At 64.1% G+C, this 24636-nt stretch carries 24 protein-coding genes and 2 tRNA genes; 8 read left to right on the top strand and 18 right to left on the bottom strand.

The window, feature by feature from the left end:
* Window positions 1–15: 15 nt before the first annotated feature.
* Window positions 16–723 carry a type 1 glutamine amidotransferase gene (locus RQP54_RS16280; protein ID WP_315679470.1) on the top strand — a complete coding sequence of 236 codons (708 nt, stop codon included), beginning with the start codon at window positions 16–18 and terminating at the stop codon, window positions 721–723.
* Window positions 724–738: 15 nt separating this feature from the next.
* Here the strand turns inward: RQP54_RS16280 and RQP54_RS16285 are convergent, their stop codons facing one another.
* From RQP54_RS16285 to RQP54_RS16310, 6 genes are all read right to left on the bottom strand, one after another.
* Complete coding sequence (locus RQP54_RS16285; RefSeq protein WP_315679471.1) at window positions 739–1431, bottom strand: HPP family protein; 693 nt, start codon at window positions 1429–1431, stop codon at window positions 739–741.
* A gap of 59 nt (window positions 1432–1490) precedes the next feature.
* Window positions 1491–2660 carry a radical SAM family heme chaperone HemW gene (hemW, locus tag RQP54_RS16290; RefSeq protein WP_315679739.1) on the bottom strand — a complete coding sequence of 390 codons (1170 nt, stop codon included), beginning with the start codon at window positions 2658–2660 and terminating at the stop codon, window positions 1491–1493.
* Window positions 2661–2736: 76 nt separating this feature from the next.
* Window positions 2737–3354, bottom strand: a complete 618-nt coding sequence (gene rdgB / locus RQP54_RS16295) for an RdgB/HAM1 family non-canonical purine NTP pyrophosphatase (protein ID WP_315679472.1) — start codon at window positions 3352–3354, stop codon at window positions 2737–2739.
* Between the two features lie 43 nt (window positions 3355–3397).
* On the bottom strand, window positions 3398–4126 hold the full coding sequence (gene rph / locus RQP54_RS16300) for a ribonuclease PH (protein WP_315679473.1): 729 nt from the start codon (window positions 4124–4126) through the stop codon (window positions 3398–3400).
* 22 nt (window positions 4127–4148) lie between these two features.
* Window positions 4149–5063 carry a PP2C family protein-serine/threonine phosphatase gene (locus RQP54_RS16305; protein WP_315679474.1) on the bottom strand — a complete coding sequence of 305 codons (915 nt, stop codon included), beginning with the start codon at window positions 5061–5063 and terminating at the stop codon, window positions 4149–4151.
* Window positions 5060–6061, bottom strand: coding sequence for a serine/threonine-protein kinase (locus RQP54_RS16310; protein ID WP_315679475.1), 1002 nt, complete (start codon window positions 6059–6061; stop codon window positions 5060–5062). The genes RQP54_RS16305 and RQP54_RS16310 overlap by 4 nt, the downstream gene beginning before the upstream one ends.
* A 129-nt stretch (window positions 6062–6190) precedes the next feature.
* Here RQP54_RS16310 and RQP54_RS16315 point away from each other — a divergent pair, with 129 nt between their 5' ends.
* The 4 genes from RQP54_RS16315 (at window position 6191) to RQP54_RS16330 (ending at window position 10307) form a co-directional block, all read left to right on the top strand.
* A complete protein-coding gene (locus tag RQP54_RS16315) occupies window positions 6191–7093 on the top strand; it encodes a YicC/YloC family endoribonuclease (RefSeq protein ID WP_315679476.1) in 903 nt (300 codons plus the stop codon).
* A 34-nt stretch (window positions 7094–7127) separates the two neighbouring features.
* Window positions 7128–7748 (top strand): guanylate kinase, encoded by a 621-nt coding sequence (gmk, locus tag RQP54_RS16320; RefSeq protein WP_315679477.1) that lies wholly within the window; start codon window positions 7128–7130, stop codon window positions 7746–7748.
* Window positions 7749–7765: 17 nt separating this feature from the next.
* On the top strand, window positions 7766–7969 hold the full coding sequence (rpoZ, locus tag RQP54_RS16325; RefSeq protein ID WP_313867465.1) for a DNA-directed RNA polymerase subunit omega: 204 nt from the start codon (window positions 7766–7768) through the stop codon (window positions 7967–7969).
* 91 nt (window positions 7970–8060) lie between these two features.
* Window positions 8061–10307, top strand: a complete 2247-nt coding sequence (locus tag RQP54_RS16330; RefSeq protein ID WP_315679479.1) for a bifunctional (p)ppGpp synthetase/guanosine-3',5'-bis(diphosphate) 3'-pyrophosphohydrolase — start codon at window positions 8061–8063, stop codon at window positions 10305–10307.
* A 24-nt stretch (window positions 10308–10331) separates the two neighbouring features.
* On the opposite strand, the gene RQP54_RS16335 is transcribed toward RQP54_RS16330, so the two are convergent.
* Window positions 10332–10874: a hypothetical protein gene (locus RQP54_RS16335; protein WP_315679480.1), complete on the bottom strand. Its 543-nt coding sequence runs from the start codon at window positions 10872–10874 to the stop codon at window positions 10332–10334.
* 76 nt (window positions 10875–10950) lie between these two features.
* Here RQP54_RS16335 and RQP54_RS16340 point away from each other — a divergent pair, with 76 nt between their 5' ends.
* Window positions 10951–11940 carry a hypothetical protein gene (locus RQP54_RS16340; RefSeq protein ID WP_315679481.1) on the top strand — a complete coding sequence of 330 codons (990 nt, stop codon included), beginning with the start codon at window positions 10951–10953 and terminating at the stop codon, window positions 11938–11940.
* Here RQP54_RS16340 and greB read toward each other — a convergent pair.
* From greB to RQP54_RS16380, 8 genes are all read right to left on the bottom strand, one after another.
* Window positions 11925–12473, bottom strand: coding sequence for a transcription elongation factor GreB (greB, locus tag RQP54_RS16345; protein WP_315679482.1), 549 nt, complete (start codon window positions 12471–12473; stop codon window positions 11925–11927). The two genes, RQP54_RS16340 and greB, sit on opposite strands and share 16 nt — an antisense overlap.
* Before the next feature lie 63 nt (window positions 12474–12536).
* Window positions 12537–12613 (bottom strand) — tRNA-Arg (locus RQP54_RS16350).
* Window positions 12614–12665: 52 nt separating this feature from the next.
* Window positions 12666–14264 (bottom strand): GMC family oxidoreductase, encoded by a 1599-nt coding sequence (locus RQP54_RS16355; protein ID WP_315679483.1) that lies wholly within the window; start codon window positions 14262–14264, stop codon window positions 12666–12668.
* 4 nt (window positions 14265–14268) lie between these two features.
* Window positions 14269–15144, bottom strand: a complete 876-nt coding sequence (locus RQP54_RS16360; RefSeq protein WP_315679484.1) for a 3-keto-5-aminohexanoate cleavage protein — start codon at window positions 15142–15144, stop codon at window positions 14269–14271.
* Window positions 15141–17129, bottom strand: coding sequence for an acetyl/propionyl/methylcrotonyl-CoA carboxylase subunit alpha (locus RQP54_RS16365; RefSeq protein ID WP_315679485.1), 1989 nt, complete (start codon window positions 17127–17129; stop codon window positions 15141–15143). Before RQP54_RS16365 ends, RQP54_RS16360 begins: the two co-directional genes overlap by 4 nt.
* Window positions 17130–17264: 135 nt before the next feature.
* Complete coding sequence (locus tag RQP54_RS16370; RefSeq protein ID WP_315679486.1) at window positions 17265–18083, bottom strand: enoyl-CoA hydratase/isomerase family protein; 819 nt, start codon at window positions 18081–18083, stop codon at window positions 17265–17267.
* 21 nt (window positions 18084–18104) lie between these two features.
* Entirely contained in the window at window positions 18105–19259 is a 1155-nt protein-coding gene (locus RQP54_RS16375) for an acyl-CoA dehydrogenase family protein (protein ID WP_315679487.1), read from the bottom strand.
* Window positions 19260–19297: 38 nt separating this feature from the next.
* Window positions 19298–20908, bottom strand: coding sequence for an acyl-CoA carboxylase subunit beta (locus tag RQP54_RS16380; RefSeq protein WP_315679489.1), 1611 nt, complete (start codon window positions 20906–20908; stop codon window positions 19298–19300).
* A gap of 162 nt (window positions 20909–21070) precedes the next feature.
* Between RQP54_RS16380 and RQP54_RS16385 the strand changes: the two genes are divergently transcribed.
* Together RQP54_RS16385 and RQP54_RS16390 are read left to right on the top strand one after the other, a co-directional pair.
* The gene (locus RQP54_RS16385; RefSeq protein WP_315679490.1) at window positions 21071–21367 is read left to right on the top strand and encodes an SCP2 sterol-binding domain-containing protein; all 297 of its coding nucleotides are present in this window, start codon (window positions 21071–21073) and stop codon (window positions 21365–21367) included.
* Window positions 21368–21380: 13 nt separating this feature from the next.
* A complete protein-coding gene (locus RQP54_RS16390; RefSeq protein WP_315679491.1) occupies window positions 21381–21827 on the top strand; it encodes a MerR family DNA-binding transcriptional regulator in 447 nt (148 codons plus the stop codon).
* Window positions 21828–21963: 136 nt separating this feature from the next.
* Here the strand turns inward: RQP54_RS16390 and RQP54_RS16395 are convergent.
* The 3 genes from RQP54_RS16395 to RQP54_RS16405 form a co-directional block, all read right to left on the bottom strand.
* Window positions 21964–22040 (bottom strand) — tRNA-Ile (locus RQP54_RS16395).
* 44 nt (window positions 22041–22084) lie between these two features.
* Window positions 22085–24049: a DUF4105 domain-containing protein gene (locus RQP54_RS16400; protein ID WP_315679492.1), complete on the bottom strand. Its 1965-nt coding sequence runs from the start codon at window positions 24047–24049 to the stop codon at window positions 22085–22087.
* Window positions 24049–24540: a DUF3015 family protein gene (locus RQP54_RS16405; protein WP_315679494.1), complete on the bottom strand. Its 492-nt coding sequence runs from the start codon at window positions 24538–24540 to the stop codon at window positions 24049–24051. The genes RQP54_RS16400 and RQP54_RS16405 overlap by 1 nt, the downstream gene beginning before the upstream one ends.
* Window positions 24541–24636 lie beyond the last annotated feature (96 nt).

Consider the following 24636-nt stretch of genomic DNA (forward strand, 5'->3'; position numbering starts at 1 on the left):
TGCACCACCCCCACCATGCTTCCGATCGCCATCGTCCAGCACGTCGCCAACGACGGACCCAGCTTCTTTGCCACCTGGTGTGCACAACAGCAGCTACCGGTGCAGGTCTACGCGATGCACGACGGGGCCACGCTGCCTCCCAGCATGGCGGGCCACAGCGGCCTGTGCATCCTGGGCGGGCCCATGAGTGCCAACGACCCGCTGCCCTACTTTCCGCAATTGTTCGCACTGATCCGCGAAGCCATCGCGCTGGACAGGCCCGTCATCGGGCATTGCCTGGGCGGGCAGCTCATCAGCCGGGCGTTGGGCGGAACCGTGCAGGCCAGCGAGCATGCGGAAATCGGCTGGAGCAGCTTGCGCTCCACCGATGCCGCATTGGCAAACGAATGGTTCGGACCGGATACCGAGCCTGTTTTCTTCCAATGGCATGGCGAATCGTTCAGCATCCCCGCGGGGGCCCAGCAGGTGTTGACTGGGGCCCACTGCCGCAACCAGGCCTATGTGCTCAACAACCGCCACATCGGCATGCAGTTCCACTGCGAGGTGGACGAGGCCAAGGTGCGGGAATGGATCATCGACGGCCACCAGGAAATGCAGGAACGCAACTCACCGGGGGTCCAGCGCGCCGAGGCCATCCTGCCAACCCTCAGCGCGGATATCGCTGCCAGCCAGGTGCTGGCCAGCCGCATCTACACGCGCTGGGCGCGCGGACTGCAGCGCTGAAGAGGGTTATCGGAATCAGGTCCAGAGATCGAGCGGCGGGTCTGCCACGACGGCCTGCAGGATGTCCGAGCGCGACACGAAGCCGATCACCAGACCCTGGGCATCGACCACTGGCAGGCCCGGCAGGCCGGTATCAAGCAGCACCCGCGCCACACGCCGGATATCGGTACCGAGCGCCACACTGGCCACCGGCGACCACATCACATCGGCCACCGAGCGTGCCATGAAAGCACGCCACACCAGCGGGTGTGCGTCAGCCTTGGGAAGGCGGTTGGCGCGCAACAACTCGCCGCGGGTGAACAGCCCCACCAGTACGCCCTGTGCGTCGACGACCGGTGCCTGCCCGATCTCATGCTGCCCCAGCGCCGCCCAGGCCTGTTCCACCGTGAAGCTGTCGGGAACCGTGACGACCTTGTGGCTCATGATCGAGTCGACCAGGGTCAGCGCATGGCGCTGTACCGGTGCCTGGCTGGCCTGTACATAGGCCGCAACGGCTGACTTGTGCGCTGCATCGGCGGGGAGGTGCGCAACGGGCATCGGGCCTTCGCCGCCCAGGTTGAAGGTATCCACACCCATGTGGTCCATGGCTTCCTGCCCGATGGCACGCGCCGCCCGTACCGCCTTCAGGGCCGAGTTGGGGCCGATGCGGCGCAACTCCTCCAATGAGCCGGAAAACATTTTTCCCACCCTGCCGTAGACCGAAAACATGTCGCCTCCTGATCCCGACGGCCGCCGATGCAGACGGCGACCATCGCAAAGAACCTGTGCTAGGAATTGGACAGGAAAATTTCCTGCAAGTCACTCAGAAAATCGAAACCGCGTGCCGTCGGGCGCACGCGCGCAAAGTCGCGCTCGATCAGGCCCTTGGCCTCAGCCTGCTGCAAGCCCGCTTCGATGGCATTGATGCCCAGTCCGGTTCTCTCCGTGAACTCCCGCAAGGAAAACCCATGGCGCAGGCGCAGGGCATTGAGCATGTATTCGAACGCCAGGTCCTCACGGGCCACATCCTCATCCTGCGCCAATGCACGTCCCTCCAGCGCGCGCTGCATGTACAGCGCAGGCTCGCGCAGGCGCACCTGGCGCACCACACGGTGGGCAAAGCTGAGCTTGCTGTGGGCGCCGGCGCCCAGGCCCAGGTAGTCCCCAAAGGTCCAGTAGTTGAGGTTGTGGCGGCAGCGATGGGCTTCCCGCGCATAGGCGGAGACCTCGTAGCGCTGTAGCCCCAATGCCGCAGTGCGCTCGGTGATGAGGTCGAGCATGTCATAGGCCTCGTCATCCGGCGGCAATGCCGGCGGGTGCTTGGCAAACAGCGTGTTGGGCTCGATGGTGAGGTGGTACACCGAGAGGTGCGGAGGCGCAAACGCCAGGGCCGTGGCGAGATCGTCGTCGAGTTGCGCCAGCGTCTGCCCCGGCAGGGCGTACATCAGGTCCAGGTTGAAGGTTTGGAAGGCCCGAGCGGCCTCCTCCACCGCGGCTAGCGCCTGGGCACGGTCATGCACGCGCCCCAGCGCCTGCAGGTGCTGGTCATTGAAACTCTGCACGCCGATGGACAAGCGCGTCACACCGGCCTGGGCAAAGGCAGCAAAGCGCTCGCGCTCGAAGGTGCCTGGGTTGGCCTCCATGCTGATCTCGCAACCCGGCTCCAGGGGCAGTCGGGCACGAAGGCCCGCCAGCAAGGTGTCGATGGCTTCGGGCTCGAACAGGCTGGGCGTGCCACCGCCGAGGAAGACACTGTGCACCGGCCGGCCCCAGATGGACGGCAGCGCCGCTTCCAGGTCAGCCATCAGGGCCGCGATGTAGCGGCCCTGTTCCAGCCCCGCCTTGTCCTGCGCATGGGAATTGAAGTCGCAGTACGGGCACTTCTTGATGCACCAGGGCAGGTGCACATACAGCGCCAGCGGCGGCAAAGCCTGCAACTGCAGGCTGCCGCTGCGCATGTAGTGCTGTGCATCCTGCGGTGCCTGGCCGCTCGCAGCGCGGCCAGCATCGTTCACCGGTATCTGTACCACGGCCTCAACCCGCCGCAGCTGCGCCGAGCCAGCGTTCCTGCATCAACGCGACCATGGCGCGTGCTGCACGTCCACGGTGGCTATTGGCATTCTTCACCTCGGTGGGCAACTGCGCAAAGGTCTGGCCGAACTCGGGAATCCACATCACGGGGTCGAAGCCAAAGCCATTGCTGCCCATCGGCTGCTGTGCGATCTGGCCCGCAACACGGCCGACCGCGATCAGGGGCTCGGGGTCCAGCGGGCTGCGCACCGCGACCAGCGTACTCACCATGGCAGCGCGACGGTTGGTGAGTCCCTGCATCTGCTCCAGCAAGGCGCGCACGTTGTTGGCGTCGCTCTTTTCATACCCGAACTGGGTGGCGTAGTAGGCCGTGTCCACACCGGGCAGGCCGCCAAAGGCATCGACACACATGCCGGCATCATCCGCCAGCGCGGGCAGGCCCGTGTGGGCACTGGCATTGCGTGCCTTGGTCAGGGCGTTTTCCACGAAGGTCTTGTAGGGTTCAGGCGCCTCCGGCACTCCCAGCTCGCTCTGGCACACCAGGGTACAGCCCAGCGGCGCAAACATGGCCTGCAATTCGCGCAGCTTGCCCTGGTTGTTCGATGCCAACACAATTTTCATGAAAACACGCCTCCAGCCCGCAAAAACATTGCGTATACAGCTCTTATTTCGATAGCGACTCGGTTTGCATCCGCATCAGTTCGCCAATGCCCCTCTCGGCCAGGGCGAGCAGCGCTTCCATCTCGGCACGGGTGAAGGCCACGCCTTCAGCGGTACCCTGCACTTCCACGAAATGACCGGCACCGGTCATCACCACGTTCATGTCGGTATCGCAGGCGGAGTCCTCCACATACTCCAGGTCCAGCAACGGGGTGCCTTCGACGATGCCCACGCTGATGGCAGCCACCTGCGCCGTGATGGGTGTCTCGGCGATCTTGCCGCTGGCGAGCAGCCCGTTCACCGCATCCTGCGCCGCCACGAAGGCGCCGGTGATGGCGGCCGTGCGGGTCCCGCCGTCGGCCTGGATCACATCGCAGTCGAGCTGGATGGTGCGCTCACCGAGCTTCTTCAGGTCGAACACCGCACGCAACGAGCGGCCGATCAGGCGCTGGATTTCCTGGGTGCGCCCGCTTTGCTTGCCCTTGGCGGCTTCGCGGTCACTGCGCGAATGGGTGGCACGCGGCAGCATGCCGTATTCGGCAGTGACCCAGCCCTCGCCACTGCCGCGCTTGTGGGGCGGTACCCGCTCCTCGACGGAAGCGGTGCACAGCACCTTGGTATTGCCGAACTCGATCAGCACCGAGCCTTCGGCGTGCATGGTGTAGGAACGGGTAATGCGAACCGGGCGCAGGGCGTCGGCCGCACGTGCGCCAGAGCGTACGTAGGCATTCATGGAGTTGTCCTTGGAAGGGGCTTCAGGGTTTGCGCACCGCCGCGGAGCGGCGGATCGCATCGTTGATTTCGGCGATCGAGCGCTCGATGGCGTCGTCATCCAGATCGTCAGCACCCGGTTCGAACGTGCCGGCCTGGACGGTGGACGCAAACACGCCGTCCTCCATCATCTGGGTCGAGATGCTGCCGCGGGTGGACTGGAACGTATCAGGCGTTTCCCACTCCACGGCAACAACCGTCACGTTGTCACTGTGCGGTCCGCCGTTGCGCAGTGCCATTTCCACCAGATCCGGTGTCGCATCGTTGAGGCGTTTCTGCGACAGCTCGTAGACGATCTCGGTGTCCTGCACCGAGCCCCACAGGCCGTCGGAACACAACAGCAACCGGTCGCCTTCCTTGAGCCCGACCGGACCCGTGACATCGAATACCGGCCGCGTCGGCGAACCCAGGCAGGTGAACAGCACGTTGCGGTTCATGCCCAAGGCTGCCAGCTTGACGAGATCATTGCCGGCCTGCTCCAGGTAGGAATGGTCCCGGGTGCGGGCCAGCAGTTCGCCTTCACGCACGAAGTACAGGCGCGAATCGCCGCAGTGCACCCAGCTGACGGCGCCATCCTGCATGAGTGCGGCCACAAAGGTGGTGCGCGGAGTATCGAGCAATCCTTTTTCTGCGGCGTAGCGCAGGATTTGCCGGTGGGCCGTGAGGATGGCCAGATTGAAGAAGGCCGGAATGTCCTTCACCGACGGCGTGGCCTCTTTCTGGTACAGCGCGGTCACGGTCTGCAGGGCGATCTGCGCCGCCACCTCACCATCCGGGTGCCCGCCCATGCCATCGGCCAGCAGGAACAGGCACGAATTCTTGGTGTAGCAGTAGCCGTGGCGGTCCTCGTTCTTCTCGCGCCCGCCCTTGCGGCTGATCTGGAAAACAGAGAACTTCATTTGGGCTTGGCCGGTGCTGCCGGTGAGGGTTTCTTGTTGTCGGACATCAGGCCTTCGACCTGCATGCGCATCTTCTCGGCCAGCGTGAGCTTGGTGTAGCGGCGCTCACCCTCGCGGCCAAGCTCCTTTTGCAAGGCAAACACCGACTGCGGACGCGACAGCGGATCGAGCGCCATGCACCACTCCACCACCTCGATGAGGTTGTCGGAGTAGACACCGCGCAAACGCCCCAGAGAGGTCGTGAGCCGGTCTTTCTCCTGGCGTTGCGGCGCATCATTGGGCGGGTAGCCCTGCATGCAGGCGTAGATGCAGGCACCGATGGCGTAGATGTCGGTCCACGGCCCCATGGAGGCGTCGCGCCGGTACATCTCTGGCGCGGCAAAGCCGGGCGTGTACATGGGACGGATGAAATTGCCTTCCTTGCTCAGCACCTCACGCGCCGCACCGAAGTCGATCAGCACCGACTTGTTGTCGTCGGTGATGAAGATATTGGCCGGCTTGATGTCCAGGTGCAGCATCTTGTGCTGGTGCACGATGCGCAAGCCGCGCAGGATCTCGTCGAACAGCGAACGGATGGTCGACTCGCGGAACACCTTTTCCTGCTTGAGGTCGCGGGCCGTGACGATGAAGTCCTGCAGGGCAGCCCCTTCCAGGTAGTTCATCACCATGTAGACGGTTTCGTTCTCGCGGAAGAAGTTGAGCACGCTCACCACCGAAGGGTGAGAAATCTGCGCCAGCGATCGGCCTTCCTCGAAGAAACTCTTCAGACCCAGGCGGTAGAGCGACAGCTTGTCGGGCTGGATCTTGGGTGCCAATTCACCCGGGCCGCGGGTGGCCAGGGAGGAAGGCAGGTACTCCTTGACGGCTACCTGCTGTCCGTCGGAATCGAGGGCCAGGTACACCAGCCCGAATCCACCGGCGGCCACCTTGCGGACAATGCGGTACCCCCCGATCACGGTATCCGGGGGCAGTGGAGAAGGTTTAACCTTGGCGTTCATAGTGCGTTATTCCAGCCCAGCGGGCCCTGACAGGTGCCCGGGAGGTGCCTCCGAAGTGAAAAAACCCGTCGTTCCGGGGTCGGCAGGGGTTATTCTCCCCACCTCTCAGAACTACCCATAAGACCTTCAATGCCAGTTTACAGCATGACCGGCTATGCGAGTGTGCAAAGCACCGCCAGCACCACCGAGACCGGCTCCAGTGGATCCATGGGCCTGGAAATCCGCTCGGTCAACAGCCGCTTCCTGGACCTGACCTTCAAGTTGCCCGAAGAACTGCGCGCCCAGGAAAGCGCCCTGCGCGAAATGCTCATGGCCCAACTCAAGCGCGGCAAGATCGAAGTGCGCGCCTTCATCGATCGTCAGCACAACGCGGGCGTGGTGGAACCCAACGCCAAGACACTGCAGCGACTCAATGCTGCCCAGGACAACATTCGGGCCTGGTTGCCGCAGGCCGCGCCTTTGAGCGTGGCCGAAGTGATGGCCTTGTGTGCCCACCAGCAGTCCGGGCCAAGCCAGGACTGGGGCCCGGTGGCCCTGTCATTGATGGAGCAAGCCATCGCTGGACTGCGCGACGCGCGGCAACGTGAAGGCAAGCGCCTGGCCGAAATGCTGCTGGACCGCATCGCGCAACTGCAGGCCCTGGCCCAGCAGGCCCAACCGCTCATACCGCAATTGGTGGAACAGCAACGTCAGCGCTTCCTGGAGCGCTGGAAAGAAGCCATGGCATTGGGCGACGAGACTGTCACCCCACAGGCCGCCCAGGAGCGGGCGCTGAGCGAAGCGACGGCATTTGCCATTCGGATCGACGTCGCCGAAGAGCTGACCCGCTTGGCTTCGCACCTGGACGAAATTGCGCGCCTCATCAAAAAAGGCGGCGAAATCGGCAAGCGGCTGGATTTTCTGATCCAGGAACTGCATCGCGAGGCCAACACCATGGGTTCCAAGTCCGCAGCTCTGGAATTGACTCGGGTCTCGGTGGACATGAAAGTGCTGATCGAGCAGATGCGCGAACAGGTGCAAAACATAGAATAAGGGGTTTAGCCAACCGCTTTGCAGGTGCCCGTCGATGGAATACCCAGGAAATCTCTTTGTCGTTGCCGCCCCCAGCGGGGCAGGCAAGTCCAGCCTGGTCAAGGCCCTGATGGAACTGGATGTGCGCGTGCAGCCCTCGGTATCGCACACCACCCGGGCACCGCGCGGCCAGGAAAAGCATGGCCGCGAGTACTACTTCGTCTCGAACCAAGAGTTCGACGCCATGGTCGCTGCAAATGCCTTTGTGGAATGGGCCCATGTGCACGCCAACCGGTACGGCACCTCGAAAAAGGCCATCGAAGACCGCATGGCGCAAGGTGCGGACATACTGCTGGAGATCGACTTCCAGGGTGCACTCCAGATCAAGAAGATCTTTGCCAACGCCGTGTGCATCTTCATCCTGCCCCCCAGCTGGGACGAGTTGCGCGCACGCCTGGAGCGGCGTGGCGAGGACACACCCGAGGTGATTGAGCTGCGCATGAAAAACGCCGCCGAGGAGGTGGCGCACGTCAACAAGTTCGACTTCGTTATAATCAACGATTCCTTTGACCGAGCGCTTTTCGATCTGAAAGCGATCGTCCATGCCCAGAGGCTTCGTTTGGTGGCACAGCGCCGCGCCCGGGCCGAGACATTCAAGGCACTGGACATTTCCTAGCTTACCCGGAGTTTTTTATGGCCCGCATTACCGTTGAAGATTGCCTGGAGCAAATCCCCAACCGCTTCCAGCTCGTTTTGGCTGCGACCTACCGCGCCCGCATGCTCAGCCAGGGCCATACCCCCAAGATCGAAAGCAAGAACAAGCCCGGCGTCACCGCCCTGCGCGAGATTGCTGCCGGCAAGGTCGGCCTGGAAATGCTCAAGAAAGTGCCCCTGTAAGCCAGGTCCATGCACTGGAAAAGCACCGCCTCGCGGTGCTTTTTTTTGCCCCGCGCGTGGTGACTTCGCTCGAGCGCGCTACAGTTCAACCATGGGACACAGCAGCCACGCCAGCACCGAATCCGCCCGCCAGCATGCCAGCAACGCGGCGGCAGCCAGTTTCGCGGCCCTGACGGCCAAGCTCGACTACCTCGGCGGCCCGGACATCGAGCAGGTTCGCCTTGCCTACCGCTTTGCCGATGAAGGACACCTGGGCCAGCTGCGCAAGAACGGCGAACCCTACATCACCCACCCGATCGCGGTGGCAGCGCAGTGCGCCGAATGGAAGCTCGATGCACAGGCCTTGATGGCCGCCCTGCTGCACGATGTGATGGAGGACTGCGGCACCACCAAGATCGAACTGATCGAGCGCTTCGGTGCACCCGTGGCCGAACTGGTGGATGGCCTGACCAAGCTGGACAAGCTGCACTTCACCACGCGCGAGGAAAACCAGGCCGAGTCGTTCCGCAAGATGCTGCTGGCGATGGCCCGCGACGTGCGTGTCATTCTCATCAAGCTGGCCGACCGCTCGCACAACATGCGCACCCTGTCGGACATGCCGCGCTCGAAGTGGGCACGCATTTCCACCGAGACGCTGGAGATCTACGCCCCTATCGCCCACCGGCTCGGGCTGAACCAGACCTACCGCGAACTGCAGGACCTGGCATTCCGGCATTTGCGCCCCTGGCGCTACACCGTACTGGCCAAAGCGGTGGCCAAGGCCCGCAGCCGGCGCCGCGACCTGATCCAGAAAGTCCAGTCGGATGTGGAAGCCAGCTTTTCCAACCATGGCATGCCCATCCGCATTGCAGGTCGCGAGAAGACGTTGTATTCGATCTACCAGAAGATGGACAGCAAGCACCTGAGCTTTGCCCAGGTGACCGACATCTATGGCTTTCGCATCATCGTCCCGACCATTACCGACTGTTACACCGCGCTGGGCCTGCTGCACCAGATGTACAAGCCGGTGCCGGGCAAATTCAAGGACCACATTGCGATAGCCAAGATCAACGGCTACCAATCCCTGCACACGACATTGGTCGGGCCGGCCGGCATCAACATCGAGTTCCAGATGCGCACCGAGGCCATGCATCTGGTGGCCGAATCCGGCGTGGCATCGCATTGGCTCTACAAGGTCAACAACCCGCACGAGACCGCCAATGACCGGCTGGGAACGCAGTGGCTGCAGTCCCTGCTCGACATCCAGAGCGAGACCCGCGACGCTGCCGAGTTCTGGGACCATGTCAAGGTGGACCTGTTTCCCGACGCGGTCTACGTGTTCACGCCCAAGAGCCGCATCATGGCACTGCCGCGCGGCGCCACGGTGGTCGACTTTGCCTATGCGATCCACAGCAACATCGGCGACCACACCATGGCCGCGCGCATCAACGGCGAACAGGTACCCCTGCGCACGGAACTGAAGAACGGCGACGTGGTGGAAGTCATCACGGCCGCCAGCGCATCCCCGAACCCAGCCTGGTTGAGTTTCGTGCGCACGGGGCGCGCACGGTCCAAGATCCGCCACCACCTCAAGTCCGTGGCCCACATCGAGAGCGAGTCGCTGGGGGAAAGACTGCTGCAGCAAGCCCTGCGTGCCGAAGGAATCGACGGGTTCGTTAGTGATGCACCGGAAAACTCCGTCGTCTGGGACAAGCTGCTGCGCTTTACCGGCAACAAGAGCCGCCAGGAACTGCTCACCGACATCGGTCTGGGCAAGCGCATCGCGAACATTGTCGCCAAGCGCATTGCTGCCACGCTGGCCGAAACCGGCGAACGCCCCGATGCGCTGGTGCTGACCCAGCACCGCTTCACCGAGTCGGACATGGCCGCGTTGAACACCATCACCATCGATGGCAGCGAGAACGCATCGGTCACCTTTGCAAGCTGCTGCCGCCCCGTTCCGGGCGACGACATCGTCGGCTACCTCGGACGCGGGGAAGGGCTGGTGGTGCACACGGCCGAATGCGGCGTGGCCAAGAAACTCCAGAACAAGGATGCAGAACGTTTCATCAAGGTCGAATGGGCCGATGAACCGGTACGCACCTTCCAGACCAGCATCGTGATCACGGTGCACAACGGCAAAGGCGCACTGGCCCGCATCGCTGCCGCATTGGCACGCGCCGAAGCTGACATCCTGCACATCGACATGGGTCAGGAGGCAGCCCAGGAAAGCACCGACCTGCGCTTCCTGATCGCGGTGCGTGACACCCAGCACTTGGCGGCCGTGACGCGCACTTTGGCGCGCACCCCTGACGTCATGCGCGTGCGCCGCCACAGCATCGGCGCACTGCCGATCTGACCGCGGCGGGCACCCCCCAATCGACTACAGCGATTCGAACTCGATGCCGAACGCGCTGGCCACGGCACTGAAGTCGCCCATCACCTTGGACCAGTCATAGTGGTTGTGCGCCCCCAGGTAGTCGAAGAAGGAGGCGTTGGGGTCGTTCAGGACGATTCCGAGCGCGCAACCATCGAGGTTGTTCGACAGCTTGAGCATCGCGTCGTACTTGGTACCGGTCGCCAGAGGATCATCGACCACCTGCGGTGCTGGGCCGAAATAGAGGGAGGGAATCCCCTTGCGCAGGTTCATGCCGAAATCGGTGCGGAATTCAGCGCTGGCCGCTGAGAAGTCCCGGGCCTGCGAGTAGAAGCCGTAGGGGGCGATCTCGAAATACTCCTGCAGGGGCAGCGGCGAGCCCGAGGCCAGGGCCGCATCGAACGCAGCCTGCACCTGCAGTGCATCTCCCTTGCGTAAGCGAATGCGCAGGATCAGCGCCTCGTTGATGCCATCGAACCCTTCCTTCTGGAAGTGGCGGACGATGCGTTCGGCAGTGGCATTGGCTGAAGGAGATAGTTGGCGCGACATGGCAAATACGGGCGAAAACGGCCAGTGTACATAAAGTATCCTCGACGCCTTTCCCCCCGACGCCACACTGCAGCCCGTGATCCGCATTCCAGAGCCCTACCTCGTTTACCTCCAGCATCCGCTGGGGTTGTTTGTGCTCTTTCTCCTGTCCTCCGTGGTCATGATCTGGCGCTTGCAGGCGGTGGAAGGCAAAGGCTTCGAAGGCACGGTTCTTGGCAGCCTCATCATGCCCTACTGCTCGGGCTTCGCGAACCTGACGTTTGCGTTCGTCATGGCGCGCGCGGGAGGCAATGGCAAGGCCGTCATCGAGAACTGCATCGTCAACAACGTCACCAACCTGACCCTGATCCTGGGACTGGCGGCGCTGTTCGCCGGTTCCCAGTCAACAGCCCCAAAAGGCAAGAAACAGACCGACATCTACCGCCTGTACCGGCTCGACCTGCTGCTGACACTGGTGGCCCTGTTCCTGTTTACGGGCACGCTGTGGTCCCTGGGCAAGGACCGTACGCTGGACCGCTACGACGGACTGGTGCTGGTGGCACTGTTCCTGTTCTGGCAAGTGCTGCACGTCTTCGATATCCTGAAGAACAATGTGCGGCGCAACCGCAGCTTCCATCGGTCCATCGTGCTGGACCTGCTGCTGATCGGGCTGTGCGCCTACGGCATCTATTTCAGTGTGGACGCCCTCGTCCAATGGGCTTCCGCCCCGGGCAACCGGTGGGTGAGCTCCGACTATCTCGGTTGGCTCAGCGGCGCGCTGATGGTACTGCCCAATGCAATGATTGCGGTCTACTACGCGTTCAAGGGGCGCCAGGACATCGTGGTGAGCTCGCAGGTTGGTGACAGCCACATCTGCATTCCCATGTGCATCGGCCTGTACGCCCTGTTCGACAAGGTGCAGGTGCCCGGCTTCTTCGAGGTCGGCGTCTTCACCATCCTGGGCGCTGCGGCCGTGCACTTCCTGGGGATCGCCGTGCTCGGCAGGCTCCCGCGCATCCTGGGCGCCGGGCTGCTGGCCGGGTATGCGACGTTCCTCTACCTCGGCCTGGCTCAGGGAGCGGGATAGACCACTTCCAGCACTTCGATCTCCGCCACGCGTTCTGGCATCACCAGTTTGAGCACATCGCCAACCCTGGCCTTGAGCAGGGTACGTGCAATCGGAGAGATCCAACTCACGTCCCCGGCCGAGGAATCCGCTTCGTCGATGCCCATGATGCGCACCGTGCGCTCGACGCCTTCATCGTCGGCATAGGTGACTGTGGCACCGAAGAATATCTGCTCATTGCCATGGTGCACACTGGGATCCACGACTTCGGCCACGTCGAGCCGCTTGGTCAGGAAGCGGATGCGGCGATCGATTTCGCGCAGACGCTTCTTGCCGTAAAGGTAGTCACCGTTTTCCGAGCGGTCGCCATTGCTTGCCGCCCAATGCACGATCTCGACCATCTTGGGGCGCTCGTTGTCGATCAGGTCCAGCAGTTCAGCGCGCATGCGCGCAAAGCCCTGCGGCGTCATGTAGTTCTTGCCACCCTGCGGCAAGGGTGGCAACTGGGGATCGTCGTCGTCCGGATCGGTTTCTTTGACAAATGCGCGGCTCATGGGACCTCTCACAGGGCACAAAAGAAAAACCCCTAGAACATTGCTGTTCTAGGGGCATCTTTTTGGTGCGGCTGGCAGGAATCGAACCCACGACCCCTTGGTTCGTAGCCAAGTACTCTATCCAGCTGAGCTACAGCCGCGAAGCCGCTATTCTAGCACGACTTTTTCGCGCCTGTCCACTCTCAATAAGATTTATGCATTTTTCTTCGGCATCTGCGCCATGGCCCGCTCGGCCATGGCCGTGATCGTGAGACTCGGGTTCACGCCCACATTCGCCGGAATGGCCGAGGCGTCGATCACGTACAGGCCCGGGTAGCCAAACACCTCGTGGCGCTCATCAATCACACCCGTGCTTGCATCGCCCCCCATCACACAGCCACCGAGGATATGCGCGGTCATGGATACGTTGCCCAAGGTTTCCAGCACCGAGTTGCCGGCCATCCCGCCGCTGACCTTGGCAAAGGTCTCGCCCAGCACATTGGCTTCAGGAATGAAAGCCGGTGCGCGCGTCTGACCCTGAGGTACCACCGAGCGCAGGCCACCGCCCCGCCAGCGCGGTGCCAGGGCAAAGGCCAGTTCGTTGTCTGCGGCCTGCATCACCGTCAGCAAGGTAGTACGTTGCGCAAAGCGTTTGCCCGCACGCAAGGGCAGTAGCGCGTCCCACGGGTGCCGAACGAGCTTCCATACCGCTTTGAGCGCGCGGCGCCACGGCACGGCATCACTGACCAGCGGACCGGTCTGCAAGGCCAGGATGCGGTGCGAGGGCGAGCAACGGTTCTGCGTGACATGGGTGCGACCCCAGGTGAAATGCGAGGAAATCGTGGCGCCGTCGCGCACATCGACCTGCGTGTCGCGCGAAACGATGGGCACGATGCTTTCGCTGTTGGTGCGCACATGCTGCCCCAACACGGCCGACAGTGCCGGCAGGGTCTTCCAGCGGTCGCGGCACGCCAGCAGCAACTCCAGCGTTCCCACCACCCCGGCGCTGACGATGACCTTGTCCGCCGTGACGGCGTGCGGCGCGATCGATCGGCCCCAGGGGTGGGCCAGGTCCAATGCATAGCCCCCGGTCGGCAGCGGTCGGATGCGCTGTACCCGACGCTCGGGCAGCACTTGGGCCCCGCGCTGCTGCGCCAGATGCAGGTAGTTCTTGTCGAGCGAGTTCTTGGCGCCATGCGGGCAACCGGTGGCGCACTGGGCGCAGAAGCGGCAGCCCTGCCGTTGCGGGCCAGCACCACCAAAAAACGGGTCGTCCACCACGCGCTGCGCGTCGCCAAAGTAGATGGCCTGCGGCACGCTCGAAAAGCTGTCGGCCACGCCCAGCGCCTGGGCGGTCTGCTGCAGCCAGTGGTCCTGCACGGTGTGGCGCGGGTTCGGGGTCACGCCGAGCATGCGCCGCGCCGTATCGAAGTGCGGTGCCAGCTCCGCCTGCCAGTCACGCGCGGGCAATCGCGTCCAGGCCGGGTCGGCATAGAAGGCTGATGGGGGTTCCAGCATCACTGCGGCCCACACCAGGCTGCCACCCCCCACGCCAATGCCACGCACCAGGCTGACATGGCGGTAGAACTCCTGCGCGAAATAGCCGCGCTTGAGCCCCAGCGTGGGCTGGTACAGCAGGCGCTTCGGGTCGTCGCCACCGGCTGCGAGGTCTTCCGGGCTCAGTGCACGCCCCTGCTCGACCACCAGCACGCGGTAGCCCTTCTCGGCCATACGCAACGCACTGACCGCACCGCCGAACCCGCTGCCGACGATGACGACATCCCAATGCGGCGATGTCGCATCGATGGACATGGCCTCAGCCTTTCAGGCCCAGCAGCGCACGCGCTTCGGCGGGCGTAGCCACCGAGCGCCCGGCGCGGGTGGCACAGGCGGCCAGCTCGGTGATCAGGTCGCCATTGCCACGGGCACGTTCGCCATTGGGCAGGTAGAAGGTGTCTTCCAGGCCCGTGCGCAGCATGCCACCCAATTCGGCGGTCTTCTGGTGCACCGGCCAGATTTCCTGGCGACCGATGAGCGTGGTCTGCCACAGGCTCCCTGGTGCCATCCACTGGGGCAGCAGCTGCAGCAGGTCCGCGTCGCAGGGCATGCCCGAGGCCACGCCCATGACCAGGTTGTATTCGGGCGTGCCCATCTCGGGCTTGAGCATGCCGTTCTTGAGGTACATGGTCACGCAGCGCACGATGCCCACGTCGAAACATTCGAACTCGGGGTGCGTGCCACACTCGCCCATCACATCGAGGAACTGCTGCACCTTGGCCACGGGGTTGTCGAACACCATGGGGGGCCAGGCCCAGTTCCCGTCTTCCTTGATCTTGAGGTAATTGAGGCTGCCCGCATTGCAGGCCGCGATTTCGGGCTTGACGCGGCGGATGCACTCGACCGGTCCGGAGATGTCCTTGCCGATCACGCCCGTGGTGAGGTTGATGATGACACCGGGGCAGGCTTCGCGGATCGCGTTGACTGTGGCCTCGGCCACATCCGGGTCCCACGACGGCATGTGGCCCATGCCCTCTTCCTGCATGCGCACATGCACGTGCATGATGCTGGCCCCTGCGTTGAAGGCGTCGCGCGCCTCAGAAGCCATCTGGGCCGGGGTGACCGGCACCGGGTGCTGCTTGGGATTGGTGAGCACGCCGGTCAGCGCACAGGTGAGAATGGCTTTTTCCATCATGCTTCCGTCGGGTTATTGATTGCGAGTTCCACCAGCAGGGCACCGGACTCCACCTGGTCCCCCGCCTTGGCGTGTAGGGCCTTGACCGCGCCTGCGGCCTGGGCACAGAGCCACATTTCCATCTTCATGGCTTCCACGCATACCAGTTGCTGGCCCTCGGCGACGCTGTCGCCTGGCTGCACCAGCACCTGGGTGACCTTGCCCGCCACTGGCGACAAGGCGCGACTCGGGTCCTGCAAGGCGTCAGCACTCGGGAACGGAGACACTTCTTCAAACACAAAGCTGTGCCCCCGGTAAGCCAGATGCACCTGCGCGCCGGACAACATGGCTACAGCGCTCTGCTGCACGCCGCGCAGCTCGAAGCGCATGACACCGACCGCGAAGGACAGCACTCGCGCCTGCTCGGTGCGGGTGCCCAGCGTGACGGCGACGCCGCCCGCGCGGTCGGGGTTCACCCGCACAGCGCGGGTCTCATCCCCGCAGCGCAGCGTGAAGCCGTACGCGGAGACGCTGTTGGCACGCCAGCTGGTACCCGATGCAGAAGCCCGGGCCATGGCCGCCACGCACCAGGCGTCGTCCGTGGCCACCGGGGCCTGCAGCAAGGGTTCGCCCCGCTCCAGCCACTGGTCGATCAGCGTGGTCGTCATCTCGGCCCTGCGGAACGCCGGGTGATCCACCAGGTCACTCAGGAAGCGGCCGTTGTTCTTCAGGCCCAGCAGCGGCGCCTGCGCCAGGGCTGCGCGCAGGCGGCGGATGGCGTCGCCACGGTCGCGCCCGTGGACGATCACCTTGGCCACCATGGGATCGTAGAAGGGTGACACGACTGCGCCTTCACGGATGCCGTCGTCAATGCGAACTCCGCTGGCGATACGCCCGCTTTCCACGCCGCCTTGTATCGCAGCCTCGGGCTTCCACCACAGCACCTGCCCGGTCTGCGGGGCGAAGGCGGTGTAGGGGTCTTCCACATACAGGCGCGCCTCGATGGCGTGGCCCGTCAAGCGAATGCCGTCCTGCTTGGCGGGCAACTCATCACCCGCCGCCACCTGCAACTGCCACTCCACCAGGTCGTAGCCGGTGATGCACTCCGTCACCGGGTGCTCGACCTGCAAGCGGGTGTTCATTTCCAGGAAGTAGTGGTTGAGCTGGTCGTCCACGATGAACTCCACCGTGCCTGCACCGCGGTAGCCCACGGCCAGTGCGGCAGCCACCGCGTCACGGCCCATGGCTTCGCGCATGGCGGGGGACACCACGGGTGACGGCGCCTCCTCGATGACCTTCTGGCGACGGCGCTGGGCCGTGCAGTCGCGCTCGCCCAGGTACACGGCGTTGCCATGTGCATCTGCAAACACCTGGATCTCGATGTGGCGGCCGTTGTCGATCAGGCGCTCCAGCATGAGCGTACCGTCGCCAAAGGCACTGGTGGCCTCGCGGCGGGCACCGTCGATGGCGCCTTGCAATTCCGCATCCGCACGCACCAGGCGCATGCCACGCCCACCGCCGCCCGCCACGGCCTTCACCAGCAGTGGGTAGCCGAGCTTCTTGGCCTCACGAATCAGCGTTTCGTCGTTCTGGTCTTCGCCCAGGTAGCCCGGCGCGCAGGGCACGCCTGCCGCCAGCATGCGCTTCTTGGCCAGCGCCTTGTCGCCCATGGCTTCAATGGCGCTCGCCGGTGGGCCGATGAACACGACGTTGACGTCCGCACAGGCCTGTGCAAAGGCCGCGTTCTCGCTCAGGAAACCGTAGCCGGGGTGCAGGGCATCGGCCCCGGTCTGGCGGCAGGCTTCCAGAATGGCCTCGAACTTCAGGTAGGACTCGGCCGCGGGCGAGGCACCGATGTGCACCGCCTCGTCGGCCAGGGCCACGTGGGGAGCGTCACGGTCGGCATCGCTGTAGACGGCCACCGTGGCGTAGCCGAGCTTGCGTGCGGTGCGGATCACGCGGCAAGCGATCTCCCCGCGATTGGCGATAAGAATTTTGCTAAACATCGATCACGTCCCTCAGAGTCTGGGTGGTGGAGCGTTTTGCGTAGGTAAAGGAGGAGAGCGCGCAGCGCTCGGGGGACACGGAGCAAAACGCTTCGCCGCCCAGACTCCGCACGCGGCTCATAGGAATGCAACATCTCATGCAGGTACCCAATTCGGTTTGCGTTTCTGGAGGAAGGCGCCCATGCCTTCCATGCCTTCGGGGCCCTGGGCCGCACGGGAGAAGATGGCAGCGGCCTCGTCCACCAGCGAGGCCGGGGCCTGCAAGCGGGCCTTGGCCATCAGCGCCTTGGTGGCGGCCAGTGCGCCGGGCGCGCAGGCCAGGATGTCGGCCAGCACGGCGTCCAGCGCGGACTGCAGCTGCGCTGTCGGCACCTGCTGGTGCACCAGGCCCATGGCCAGCGCCGCCGCGGCGGCCAGGCGACCGCCGGTGACGGCAAGGCGCTTGGCCTGCGAGTAGCCCAAGCGCTCCACCAGGAAGGGCGCAATCTGTGCCGGCACCACACCCAGCGAGGTCTCGGGCAAGCGAAAGCTCGCCGTTTCCGACGCAATGGCCACGTCGGCCACACAGGCCAGACCGAAACCGCCGCCCATGACCGTGCCTTCGAGCACGGCCACGATCGCCAGCGGCGAATTCGCAAACGCCGCGCACATGCGCCCGAACTGGGCGTTGACCTCGGCAATGGGGTCGGTGCCGTCTTCGCCGCCCTGCATGGCGCGCATGCGCGCTGCTGCCATGTCCTTGAGGTCGGCCCCCGAGCAGAAATGCCCCCCAGCCCCGCGCAGCACGACGACGCGCACGGCATCCGCCTGGCCCGCCGACTGCTCGGCAGCCTGGAGCGCCTGCTGCAGCTCAGCCACCATGGCCAGCGACATGGCGTTGCGCGACTCCGGCTTGTTGAGGGTTATTTCGAGTACAGCCCGCGTACGGACTGCGTGGATAGCTTCGAAATTCATAGCAACTGAATTCCGTGCTGCTCAGTGCTGCTTGCCCGGCAGCGTGCCTTCGAGCTTGCAGATGATGCCCAGCATGATCTCGTCGGCACCACCGCCGATGGAGATCAGGCGGCCATCGCGGTAGGACTGGGAAATCGGGTTGTCGGCGGTGAAGCCCATGCCGCCCCAGTACTGCAGGCAGCTGTCGGCCACTTCGCGCGACAGGCGACCCGCCTTGAGCTTGGCCATGGAGGCCAGCTTGGTCACGTCCTTGCCGCTTATGTACATTTCCACGGCACGGTAGGTGAGCGCGCGCAGGGCCTCCACCTCGGTGCGCAGTTCGGCCAGCCGGAAGTGGATGACCTGGTTGTGCAGCAGGGGCTGGCCGAAGGTCTTGCGCTCACGGCAGTAGGCAATGGTCTGGTCGATGAGGTTGTCGAGCGAACGCAAGGCACCGGCGGCACCGTACAGGCGCTCTTCCTGGAACTGCAGCATCTGGAACATGAAGCCCATGCCTTCCTGGCCGATGACATTGCGCTGCGGCACACGCACGTTGTCGAAGAACAGCTGCGCGGTGTCGCTGGAGTGCATGCCGATCTTCTCGATCTTCTGGCGCGTGACGCCCGGGGTGTTCAGCGGCACCATGATGAGCGACTTGTTCTTGTGCACCGGGCCTTCGCTGGTGTTGGCCAGCAGGCAACACCAGTCGGCCTGCATGCCGTTGGTGATCCACATCTTGGAGCCATTGATGACGTAGTCACCACCGTCCTTCTTCGCCGTGGTCTTGAGCGCGGCCACGTCGGAGCCGCCGGTGACTTCGCTCACGCCAATGCAGCCCACCATGTCCCCGGCGATGGCCGGGGCCAGGAACTCCTTGCGCAATTCGTCGGAGCCGAAGCGGGCCAGCGCGGGGGTGCACATGTCGGTCTGTACCCCAATGGCCATGGGCACGCCGCCCACGTTGCAGTCGCCCAGCGCCTCGGCCATGACCATGGAGTAGCTGAAGTCCAGCCCCATGCCACCGAATTCGGTGGGGTACTTGATGCCCAGCAGACCCAGGTCGCCCATCTTCTTGAACAGCTGGTGCGCCGGGAACATGCCGGCCTTTTCCCACTCCTTGGTGAACGGGTTGATTTCATTGGCGACGAACTTGCGCACGGTGTCGCGGATTTGTTCGTGTTCGGGCGTGAATTGCATGAGAGTCTCCTCGGGGTGTATTCGGGTTTGGATGCGGGTTACAGGCGGGCAACGCCGAAGGTGTTGGGGCGCAGCGTGCGGGCCTCCGCTTCGCGAGCGAGCAGCAGGCACAGCCCCAGGATGCGGCGGGTGTCGCGCGGATCGATGATTCCGTCGTCCCACAGGCGCGCCGTGCCAAAGAGTGCCGCGCTTTCCTTGTCCAGGCGCTGGCGCAGACCGTCGGACATGGCGGCCAGCGCTTCTTCATTCACTTCGGCGCCCATGCGCTCCAGCTTGGCGCGATTCACGATGTCCATGACCTTGGCGGCCTGGGCCCCACCCATGACCGCGGTGCGGGCCGAGGGCCAGGCAAAGATGAAGCGGGGGTCGAAGCCGCGGCCGCACATGCCGTAGTTGCCGGCACCGAAGGAGCCACCGAGCACGATAGTGAACTTGGGCACCCGTGCATTGGCCACGGCCTGGATCATCTTGCTGCCGTGCTTGATGGCGCCGCCGCGTTCGGCCGCAGAGCCCACCATGTAGCCTGTGGTGTTCTGCAGGAAGACCAGCGGCGTGCCGCTCTGGTCGCACAGTTGGATGAACTGCGCCGCCTTGGTGGAGCCATTGGGTTGGATCGGGCCGTTGTTGCCCAGAATGCCCACCAGCTGGCCCTGGATGCGGGCGTGGCCGCACACGGTCTCCGCAGCGTATGACGCCTTGAACTCCAAAAAGTCGGAGCCATCGACCAGGCGGGCAATCACTTCGCGCACGTCGTAGGGCTCGCGCTCGTCGGCCGGCACGATACCCATGAGCTCCTGCTCGTCGAACAGGGGCTCGGCATAGCCGGTGGGGGTGGTGGCCGGGTCCCAGTTCAGCTTGTCCATGACCTCGCGCGCCATGGCAATGGCGTGGGCGTCGTCTTCGGTCAGGTATTCGCCCAGGCCGGTCACCTGCGCATGGGTTTCGGCGCCCCCCAATTCCTCGTCGGTTGCGTCTTCGCCGATGGCCGCCTTCACCAGCGGCGGTCCGGCGAGGTAGATGCTGGAGCGGCCACGCACCAGGATCACGTAGTCCGACAGGCCCGGCAGGTAGGCGCCACCGGCCGTGCTGGATCCGTGCACGACGGAAATCTGCGGAATGCCTGCGGCCGACATGCGGGCCTGGTTGGCAAAGCTGCGCCCACCGTCGACAAAGATTTCGGCCTGGTACATCAGGTTGGCACCGCCGCTTTCCACCAGGCTGATGATGGGCAGCTTGTTCTCCAGCGCAATCTGCTGGCCGCGCAGGCCTTTCTTCAGACCCATGGGCGCCACGGTACCGCCCTTGACGGCGCTGTCGTTCACGGAGATGAGGCAGCGCTTGCCCGACACCACACCGATGCCGACGATGGAGCCCCCGCCCATGACGGACTTCTTGCCGTCGTCGTCGTGCATGTTCAGACCGGCCAGGCGGCTGATCTCGATGAACGGGGTGCCGCGGTCCAGCAGTCGGGCCACACGCTCGCGCGGCAGCAGCTGCTTGCGCTTCTCGAACTTCTCGCGCTTGGACTCGGATTCGGCGATGACCAGGTTTTCCAGCCGCTGCACTTCGGCCAGCAGGCCACCCATGCGCTGGGCATTGGCGGCAAAGGCGTCACTGCGCGGGTTGATCTTGGAACGGATGACAGGCATGCAGGCAATTCCTTCACGTTGGACTTGCCGCATTAGATGCCAAGGTAACGTTAACGTCAACCTAGTGACTTATAGGTATTTACCCTATACTTTGCGGCACCCAGGACTGCTAGCATTGCGCCGTTTCGCGATTGCGGACACCAACCCATCCAGAGGAAAACCATGACACTCGACGAATGCACCACCGCCATCCGCAACAAAGTCGGCGCCGACAGCGGCCTGGCTGCCACCCTGAAGTTCGATTGCGGTGCCGACGGCACCATCTTCATCGACGGCAAGTCCACCCCCAACAGCGTGAGCAACAGCGCCGACAGCGCTGACTGCAACGTGGGCATCACCCTGGAAAACCTGGGCGCCATGATCAAGGGTGACCTGGAACCCGCCACCGCCTTCATGACCGGCAAGCTCAAGGTCAGCGGCGACATGAGCGTGGCCATGCGCCTGCAGCGCGTTCTGTAAGCACGCAAGCGCCATGAAAGTCAGCGCAGCGCAGGCCTTCGTCGAGTCGCACCGCGACGTCGACACCGCCGAACTCTTCGGCATCACCGAGTTGTGCCGCGAGTTCGGCATATCCTTGCGCGCGCTGCGCTTCTACGAGGACAAGGGGCTGCTCAGCCCCCGCCGCATCAACGGCGCCCGCGTCTACACCCGGCGCGACCGCGCCCGCCTGGCCCTGATCCTGCGGGCCAAGGCCATCGGCTCGTCCCTGGGTGAAATCAAGAACTACCTGGACCTGTACGGCGAACAGGGCGAAGGCCGCAGCCAGCAGCTGGGCTACGTGATCGAACGCACCGACCAGGAAATTGCCGAGCTGGAAAAGAAGCGCGCCCAGATCGACCAGTCATTGGCCGAGCTGCGCCTCATCAACGCCGATTGCCGCCGCCAACTGGCCGAGCGCGAAGGCAGCACGAAGGCATAACCGACGCGGTTCGCCACCGATTCTTCGGGGCTTTTCAGGCTGTAGCCCGCACAGAATCTGCGTAGACAGCTACTAAATAGATAGCAAAAAGCCGCAATCAACTGAGGTTGAAGCGGCTTTTCAATTCTGAATCCAATGGTAGGGCGTGAGGGACTTGAACCCGCGACCAAAGGATTATGAGTCCTCTGCTCTAACCAACTGAGCTAACGCCCCGACCGAACCCGCGATTCTAGCCTGCGCACGGCATGACCCTGAGGCTACCAGTAGGCGCCAAGTCCGATGGTCGTGCGGGCCACGCCGTCGCGTTCCCACATCACGCGGAAGTCCAGCGCTCGGGCCAGCGGCGTGCGCCACTCCAGGCTGTCCGCATGGCGCGTGGCCTCGGGTCGGTCCAACGGTGACTTGACCTCGTGGCTAAGGTTCAGGTGGCTGCCCCCATCGAAACGCTTGGAGGCCTTGACGACAAAGGAGGCAAAGGTGGGACCGGCATCGTTGCGGTTCGATTGCAGCCCCCCACCCACGCCCACGGCCAGCATGGCATTGCGCGAGGGTAGGGAAACCACCTTGCGGTAGTCGCTCTGCAGCCGCCACACCTGGCAGTCGCTGCAGGCGAGGCTTTGCTTTTCCAGACCGAACCGCGCCACCCAGCCATAGCCGCCATCGCCCGGCAGACCGGTGACCGAAGGGCGGTGGCTGTTGATGGCCACGATGTCCAGGCGCTTGACCTGCACGGTATCCGCCTGGCGTTCCAGCTGCAGGTCGCCCATGCTCAAGCCGCTCCAGGCGGGTTGTGCCGCTTCGCTGTCCAGGTCATCGTAGTAGGCCGGGCGGATGCGCAGGGTCTGCACCGTGCCACCGCCCTCCTGGGTTCCCCAGCCCAGTTGCAGCCAACCGGGTGGGTGCCCCGCGTCGGGCGCCGCGCCGACCTGAGGGGGGGCCTCCTTCGTCGCCGAAGCAGAGGGCGGCAGGTCCAGGCGGGCCTTCAAGGCGGCGTAGTACTCCGCAGGCAACCGCTTCTCGCCGCTCGCATCCACGCTGTTGCGGGTGAACTGGTAGTAATCCAGCAGGGTGTCGACCATCCTGGCCTGGTCTTGCACCGGCTGGCGCCGGACCGCGCCCTCGTCCAGGCCGACGGCACCGGCCGCCACGGATTGCAGCGCCTGCTGCTGTTCCGCGTTCAAGCCTGCAAAGCGCTGGTACAGACGCGACTGGCGGGAAGGATGGAGCAGGCGTTGCTTAACCAACGGTTTGCCGCGCAGGCTTTGCTTGGCCACTTCAGCCACCACGGCCTGGGGGATGACCCAGGGTGCCGAGCGCGGCACGGCCTGCACGCCATCGAGCAGCTCCAGCAGTTCAGCCACCCGATAGGCACAGTTGTCGTGGAAGAAGTAGTAGGTATAGCGCTTGCGGTGGATCTCCCACGCATGCGCCGTGATGAATCGGGTTTCCTGCGGTGTCAGGTCCAGCCGGTACTCCCACAGGTCACGGAACTCGTTCTCGGTGTAGGCCGCGTCGTGGTAGAAGAAGTCGATCTGGCTGAAACCACCGTCATAGCTTCCGACCAACGCCTTGACGATGTACTGGACCGGGTTGTCACCCTTGACGTCGAGGGCACCGAAGTTCTCGGTTCGGTCCAGCAGATAGGACTGGCCGCCCTTTTCCGAGTTGAACTTCAGGAACAGGTGCCCGTAGTAGGAAGCGGGGTTGCCCAGGTAACCATTGGCAAACATGAGGCTGATGGAAGCCGGGCCAGCCGCACCACCCCACTCCTCGAATGCCGGGCAATGCAGCGCCTGCAGTTCCGTGCGCAAGGCCCGTTGCAGCTCGGGCAGGCGGCTTTCCAGCCAAGCGCGGCGGGCAGGAAACCGGCAAGCTGCATGCTGGTCTTCCTGGCCGCGCACCAGCGGAAGCTGCAGCGCCCGCAAGGTCGCAGCCAACTCGGCCGTGGGGTCGGATGCGCCCTGGGGGTCCAGAAAGAATTCCGGGCTGTGGATGGCACTGAGTACCTGGCCATTCCAAGTGCGCTCATAGTGCAACAGGCGATGCCAGGTAGCACTCTGGGCCAGGCCAGCCTGCGATCCAGGGTCACCTAGTTGGGCGGTGGCGGACTGGGCGACCGCGTGCCAGCACAGCAGCAAGCCCACGGCCAGACCCAGGAACCGCCTGGCGCGGGGCCAAAAAAAAGCCCCCGAGGGGGCATTTTGCTGCGAGAGAAACACCATCAGGCGCCGCAACGTCCTTGGGCAGCGGTTTGCATGATCTGGAACATCTGGCCAGCCTTCTGCACCTGGTTCTGGCCGCCGTAGGAGGGCGAAGACACCACGCTGCGGAACTCGCCACGCACTTGGGCAGCTGCAGCGGACTGGGTGGATGCGCCGCAACCGAACATCTCAAGGGCAGCTTCCAGGTGCTCGCCTTGGCCGCGCGCGACTTCTTCGGAGATTTGGGGATAGTTGTCGCGGATCAGCATGGCTGCCTTGACTTTCTTGGGCGAGCACATTTCAGGCGAGTAGGACGCGGACGACAGGGCGGTGGTACCGAGGTCCCAAGTGACGTTGGACGTGGCGGCTGCCCAGTCGGTTTCCTTGAAGATGGAAGCGCCGATACCGCACTCGGTATAGGGGCTGGGGCCGGATCCCTGTTCACCGGCGGCCATGGCCATTCCAGACGCCATGAGGCACAAACCAGCAACAACAGAAGCAAACTTGGTCATATGTCGATCCCTGCAAATATCAAGATTGAAAAAATGGAAAGCCGCGTATCGGCTACCGAAAACCATTCTAGATTGAAAAACCACAATTCCCGGAAG

Origin of the sequence: Curvibacter sp. APW13, assembly GCF_032337135.1 — a bacterium.
In the GTDB taxonomy this organism is placed as follows: Bacteria; Pseudomonadota; Gammaproteobacteria; order Burkholderiales; family Burkholderiaceae_C; genus Allorhodoferax.